The sequence below is a fragment of the Neochlamydia sp. AcF84 genome (assembly GCF_011087585.1).
Lineage (GTDB): Bacteria > Chlamydiota > Chlamydiia > Chlamydiales > Parachlamydiaceae > Neochlamydia.
This window is the reverse complement of record NZ_VJOT01000067.1, coordinates 1-6,856: the sequence shown is the minus strand read 5'-3', so window position 1 is coordinate 6,856 and position 6,856 is coordinate 1. Positions and strand designations below refer to the sequence as shown.

Sequence of the window (6,856 nt, the reverse complement as noted above, 5' to 3'; positions counted from 1 at the left end):
GGCAATGTACCGCTTTAAAAGAAGCTTTGGAGGAGATTTTCGCTCTAGGAAGCTAGACTATCAGCGGGCAGAATTATATGCTAAATCTTTGGCGATGAATAAGATGACAAAACTTGGAATGCCCAAAGGACAATGGGTACTAACTTGATAAGCTTTTAAACAGACCAACTATTAGATCATTTACGCAACAAGGCCGCTCTTAAGAGTGAAAGAGCAATCTTATCGCCTACCCTTCTTATCATTTACGCAACAACACCACTTTAAGGCGAAAATGCTTTAAATCATGTTGGATTATATAGTAGGAGATAACGCTCTCTATACGCCAACTACCTCACAAGTCTTTAAAAGAGAACAAAGCTTATTTGCCACGCGTGTGTCTATGCAAATCAAAGAGGTCAAAGAACTCATATTTGAAGCGCCTTACGACAAAACTGTAGAGATACGAGCTTTTAAGGCTACCCCTTTGCTATGCCGGTGTTGAACAAAGATGGGTAGTCATCCTCAGCCAAGCGGCCTATCCAAGAGAATGCCGTACTTTAGCCAAGCATTACCTTAAGGGCAATGAAAAAGAAGCCCAAGCCTTTATTAAGCTCCATACAGTAAGAGTTTTTATGTCCAAGCGATGCTAAACGTCCATTAGATGAGTTTGTAAAAAAACTTAAATATATATAGCTCATAGAACTTCGATGTATTGCAAATCAAACGCATACTACGTCTAATCGGCCTAAAGCTGAGCAAAAACCTTTTATATCTAGTTATCGCCTACAAGACATAATATCTTGCTCTTTGCTTAACAAGTTAGCCGATACCCCTCTTGTAATAAGGATACGAATTCGTTTGACTTGCTTTTTTAATTTTTTTATATTGCCTTTATAAATAAAAATGCTGAGAAGTCATTACTACCCAAGGAAATAAGATGCATTCTATCTCTTCGACCTCTATTGAAAGCTTGCCCAATGAATTGCTGCTCCCTATCTTAGAGGCTTGCGCAGCTCCTCCCTTATTTAGCGTCTGTAAAAGATGGCATCATCTGCTGGCTTCTGAAGTGATGCCTTCTCTTTATAAAAAAATAGGTAAAGTACATGTTCCTCAAGGAAATGTTAAGGAGCAAGCTCTTATTGTAGATAGGATTTATAAGCTGAATGATAGGCTTTCTGAAGGAGAAAAAGCTAAGGCAATCTTCGAGGAGGCCTTTACTCTAGCTAAAGCCCTTGCTCCTGCGGAGCTAGAATTTAAATGGAAAACCCAGGAAAAAAGGTGTTTTACTCTGGCTACCTATGCCTCTTATCTTATAAATATTAATCGACTGTTAATGTGGAAAGCATTGCCTGGTGGAGCGGAATACTTAAGTCAAGAAAAAATCAAGTATTTACCTTTAAAAAAACAAGGGGAGCTTCTTAGAGATTGGATTGAAGAAAATTGTAAAAATACCATGGCTTTAGATTTATCTAGAGTAGGCTTGACTTATTTACCCCCAGAAATATGCCAGTTATCTAAGCTGCAAAGGCTTGACTTAAAACAAAACCAACTCACCAACCTTCCTGCAGAAATCGGGCAATTGTCTCAGCTGCAAGAGCTTTACTTAGACCAAAACCAGCTTTCTAGCCTTCCTACAGAAATCGGACAATTGTCTTCGCTGCAAAGGCTTTACTTAAACCAAAACCAACTCAACAGCCTTCCTGCAGAAATCGGACAATTGTCTTCGCTGCAAGAGCTTGACTTAAAGCAAAACCAGCTCACCAGTCTGCCTGCAGAGATAGGGCAATTGTCTTCGCTGCAAGAGCTTTACTTAGACCAAAACCAGCTCACCAGCCTTCCTGCAGAAATTGGGCAATTGTCTCAGCTGCAAAGACTTTACTTAAACCAGAACCAACTCATCAACCTGCCTACAGAAATCGGGCAATTGTCTCAGCTGCAAGGGCTTGAATTAAATCAAAACCAGCTCTCTAGCCTTCCTACAGAAATCGGACAATTGTCTTCGCTGCAAAGGCTTTACTTAAACCAAAACCAACTCACCAACCTTCCTGCAGAAATCCGGCAGCTGTCTCAGCTGAAAGGACTTGAATTAAATCAAAACCAGCTCACCAGCCTGCCTGTAGAAATCGGTCAGCTGCCTCAGCTGCAATGGCTTTACTTAAAGCGAAACCAGCTCACCACTCTGCCTGCAGAAATCGGGCAATTGTCTCAGCTGTGGTGGCTTTACTTAAACCAAAACCAGCTCACCACTCTGCCTGCAGAAATCGGGCAGCTGTCTCAGCTGCAAAGGCTTGAATTAAATCAAAACCAGCTCACTAGCCTGCCTGCAGAAATCGGACAATTGTCTCAGCTGCAAGAGCTTGACTTAAAGCAAAACCAGCTCACTACTCTGCCTGCAGAAATTGGGCAATTGTCTGAGCTGCACTGGCTTGATTTAAGCCAAAACCAGCTCACCAGCCTGCCTGCAGAAATTGTGCAGCTGCCTCGACTGCGAAGGCAAGAGCTTGGATTAGCGGGAAATCCTTTGAAAGATATTGCAGAAAAAATAAGGCAGCATTTCCAATTTTAGAATCGCCTTAAGTACTTTTTAAATTGAGCGTGAGCTAAAATGGAGTAAAAAACTTTTAGCTATCTTATCTTTAAACAAATCATCCGCACTTAAATCAAAACCAGCTCACCATTTGCCAGCAGAAATCGGGCAGATATCCAAGCTGCAAAAGCTCCACTTAAGTGGCAACCTGCCTACCATCCTTCCTATCATCTCATGTGTGGGTACAGATCCTTTGATACCTCCAAAAAGAGGGGGAAGGCTAAGTCAAGAGGCGGACAAGTCCTGGATAAAAAAGAAATGATGCTTTAAAAATCATTCAAGGCTGTGGAGAAGATGAGGAGGCCAGGCAGCTTTGGAAGAAGCTTTGCGGCTATCACAGAAGATCGCTTGCCGGAACGGCGATGTATCGCTTTAAAAGAAGCTTTGGAGGAGACTTTCGCTTTAGGAAATTAGCCTATCAACAAGCAGAATTATATGCCAATTTTTTAGTTATGAATAAGATGATAAAACTTGGAATGCCCAAGGCAATGGGTGCTAACTTAGGGATACGAGCTAGGAAATCATTTACGCAACAAGCCCCCTAAATCATCAATTTTTTTCTTCAAAATTTATTAGCAATATTAAAAATGGATTAAAAGTTTTAGCATTAAAAGCAAATGAGCTAAGCAAGTCATAGCTGATAAAGTTAAAAGAAAGCGGAACCCTTACTATCCATTTTAGAAGCAATCATTAAAGCATGGGAAGCAGGTTAAAAAAAATTCGTGGCTAAAAAAGCTATTAAGGCTGGGAAGCAATAGCCTAAAAGAACTTTACCAGGGTTCTTAACAATAAAATATATAATTTCAAAAATGTTTTAAAATTAGCAAGTAAAGGCCCCAGCGAAGTCTAAAAAGGACAATAGCTATAACTCCTCTTCCTTACTTGTTGACAAGTTTTTTAGGCCCTCCCTCTAATAAATAGAGGAGTAAAAAAAATATTGCATCTTCTGTTAGAGATGATTATGTTTTGCATAAAATGAAACACGCTGTCATCATGCTAATTTTGTTCTTCTAGATAAAAAATTTCCTAATTTTAAACCCGTGGTTAACCTTAATGAATGAGATCGATAATGAAAATTGAATTTAAAGTTCCTTCTATGGGAGAGTCTATTTCTGAAGCAACTGTAGTTAGTATCATTAGGCCTTCTGGTTCACAAGTAGGAGTTGAGGATGAAATCCTGGAGTTAGAGACTGATAAAGTCAATCAGATGGTATATGCTCCTCAAAAGGGGATAATCCATTTTAACATACAACTCCACGATAAAGTTACCATCGGACAGGTGTTAGGGTATATTGATACTGAAGCGACAGCCAAATCTGTAGAACTTAGTTTCCCACCCCAGCAATTTTTGCCTTCTTTACAAGATGTCGTAGAAAACCCTAAAGAATCTTTGAAAAGCACGCGTTACCAAAAAGAGGATTTTATTAAAGAGCTTAAAGAAGAGGGGCAAAAAAGATCTCTTTCTTCTCTTTCTGAGCAGGAATCTCTCGCTTGGTCTTTCCATCCGCAGGAATCGCATGGCAATAGGGATTTTACTCAAAAATCTTCAGCTTCTCAGGTCGCTCAGATAGAAAGCACAGCAGCTATGCTGACCATATTTAATGAAGTAGATCTGTCACAGATTATCCACCTACGTGACAGATACCAAAAAGCCTTTAAGGAAAAATATGAGAAGGAATTAAGCCTAATCTCTTTTTTTGTTAAAGCTTGCGTGGCTGCCTTACCTCAATTTCCCTCTATTCATTCGTACCTTAAAGAAGAGCAAAGTGCTCAGGACTCCTCTTACGAAATGGGTATAGCTGTGGAGACTGCACAGGGTATAGTAGTGCCTGTTCTTTGCCATGGTGATAAGCTTTCTTATGCAGAAATTGAAAGGACTATCGAAAAACTTACCCATCAGGCATATGAAGGCTCCCTTTCTGTAGGAGACCTTCATACAGGTAGCTTTGCCATCACTGATGCTGGCCTTTATGATTCTATGCTTTCTACTCCTTTTCTTACCGGTAACCAAAGAGCTATTCTAGCCCTACATAACATTATTAAACGTCCTGTAGTGGTTGATGATCAAATCACCATTCGACCTATCATGCATTTGGCTTTAAGCTATGATCACCGTTTTGTTAGGAATAAAGAGGCTGCTTTCTTTCTAGCTTATTTAAGAAATATTTTAGAATGCCCCGCGGTTATGCTCCTTGGGCTATAAACAAATAATTTAAGATCTTTAAAGAGGCAATAAGGAAGGATTAAGGATAAAGCGTTTGTAGATTTTGTAAAACTCTCATTAGCTATCCATTAAAACAGTAGAAGAGCTATAAAAGCTTCCAATAAATTTGTGGAGATTTAGCAGGCAAGCTAGCAACTGCGCTCTTCCTGATAAGGCTCTTTTTATTGCCAATTAAGTCTACTAGTGAAATAAAAGTAAAAAAGCAGGCGATTACCATGATAACACAACAATTCGATGTAGTAGTAATAGGAGCGGGACCGGGTGGTTACGTGGCAGCTATACGTGCAGCTCAATTAGGAATGAAGGTAGCGTGTATAGAAAAGGCTCAGTCGCTAGGAGGTACATGCTTAAATGTCGGCTGTATTCCTTCTAAAACATTATTACAATCTACAAGATATTGGGAATGGCTTGTAAAAGAAAGTAAAGACTTAGGAATAGAAGCTAATGAAATAAAAGTTAATTTTGAAACGATGATGCAGCGCAAAGCAAAAGTGGTTTTTAGCCTCACGGAGGGGATAAGGGGACTATTTAAAAAAAATAAGGTGGAAAGCATCAGAGGTATAGCCACATTCGTAGATCCTTATGTGGTTGCAGTGACAGATAATGGCCGAATAGAGAGGATAAAAGGCAACTATTTTATTTTAGCTACAGGATCGGAGGCCGTAGGATTGCCTTTTTTAGCTTTTGATGAAAAGAAAATTATCTCTTCTACGGGAGCCTTGAGTTTGGAAAAAGTGCCCAAACAAATGGCCGTAATTGGTGCAGGAGCGATTGGAGTGGAAATGGCCTCAATTTATCGTCGCTTAGGCACTCAAGTTCATGTCATTGAAAAGGCAGAGGAAATATGCCTAGCTATGGATCCAACGATTAGAAAACATTTGTTAAGGGGATTAAAACAGCAAGGAATAGAATTTCATCTCGCGGCTCAAGTCCAATCAGCAAAATATGAAAGAGAAGGAGTAACCGTTGAATTTGAAGAGGGAGGCGAAAGGAAAAATTTACATAGCGATCTCTTACTAGTCGCGGTAGGAAGAAAGCCTCATACAGACGGGCTCGGCTTAGAGCAAATTGATGTAAAAAAATCAAACAGAGGAACATTAAATATTGATAATTTTTTCAGGACTAGCCTGCCGCATATTTTTGCCATCGGCGACATTGTGGATGGTCCTATGCTAGCGCATAAAGCTTCCGACGAAGGTATGGCTGTTGCTGAGATCATAGCTGGAATGGCAGCTTATGTTAATTATATGGCTCTTCCTCATGTGGTTTATACTCATCCCGAAGCTGCGGCCGTAGGCCTCAACGAGACAGAAGCACGAGAAGCTGGATTAGAGGTGATGGTAGGTACTGCTTTTTTTAAAGGAAATGCTAGAGCACGCTGTATGGGCGAAAGTGAAGGAATAGTAAAAATCATTGGAGATAAGAAATCAGAAAGAGTGGTTGGGTTGCACATATTAGGCTCGCATGCCTCAGAGATGATTGAAGAAGGAGCTCTCGCAATCCAAAAGAAAGTTACCTTAGAAAATATTGCTCGCTTGTCTCATTCCCATCCTACTTTAACAGAGTCTATCAAGGAAGCTGCCATGGATGCGTTAGGGTATGCTATGCATTAGCAAAAAAGTAAGTAAGGTCGGTAAATTTTTGCAGATAAAAGGAGGTTAAAATCTTTCCTGGTAGAAATTTTGCCCTGCTGCTATTCATAGTTTCATAGAAAAAAATTCAATAATAATTATTTTCTATTTAGTACTACTACGTTAAATTTAAGAGGAATCAAAAAATAGCCTTTTAGATGAGTCGTGAATAGCTTGGTAAAAAAAGGTAAATGGTAACCTCGACTTTGACAGTTATTTTCTAAGTAGATAATTATTAAAGGATTATATTCAAAAATTCAGGCACAACATAGGGGGTTGAAACGTAGTAGTATTAGTTTGACATGATTTAAAGGATGTTTCATGCTTAAGTAATATTTTGAGAGCGTTTTTTCTCCCAAATCGCTATACTTTATTTACGCCTAAATCATTATAAAGCTCTTAATTTCTTGCAAAGTTGACTATGAAACCAATCAA

The 6,856-nt window shown here is 39.4% G+C and carries 4 protein-coding genes; all 4 read left to right on the top strand.

Annotation, left to right across the window (positions count from 1 at the left end; translation table 11 throughout):
- Positions 1-283 precede the first annotated feature (283 nt).
- The 4 genes from NEOC84_RS07645 to lpdA all read left to right on the top strand — a co-directional run bounded on the left by NEOC84_RS07645 (position 284) and on the right by lpdA (position 6,403).
- Positions 284-481 (top strand): hypothetical protein, encoded by a 198-nt coding sequence (locus NEOC84_RS07645; protein ID WP_166157591.1) that lies wholly within the window; start codon positions 284-286, stop codon positions 479-481.
- 435 nt (positions 482-916) lie between these two features.
- Entirely contained in the window at positions 917-2,545 is a 1,629-nt protein-coding gene (locus NEOC84_RS07640; RefSeq protein WP_207391830.1) for a leucine-rich repeat domain-containing protein, read from the top strand.
- A 1,090-nt stretch (positions 2,546-3,635) separates the two neighbouring features.
- Positions 3,636-4,769: a 2-oxo acid dehydrogenase subunit E2 gene (locus NEOC84_RS07635; protein ID WP_166157588.1), complete on the top strand. Its 1,134-nt coding sequence runs from the start codon at positions 3,636-3,638 to the stop codon at positions 4,767-4,769.
- A 236-nt stretch (positions 4,770-5,005) separates the two neighbouring features.
- Positions 5,006-6,403 carry a dihydrolipoyl dehydrogenase gene (lpdA, locus tag NEOC84_RS07630; protein ID WP_166157585.1) on the top strand — a complete coding sequence of 466 codons (1,398 nt, stop codon included), beginning with the start codon at positions 5,006-5,008 and terminating at the stop codon, positions 6,401-6,403.
- The last annotated feature ends 453 nt before the right edge of the window (positions 6,404-6,856 follow it).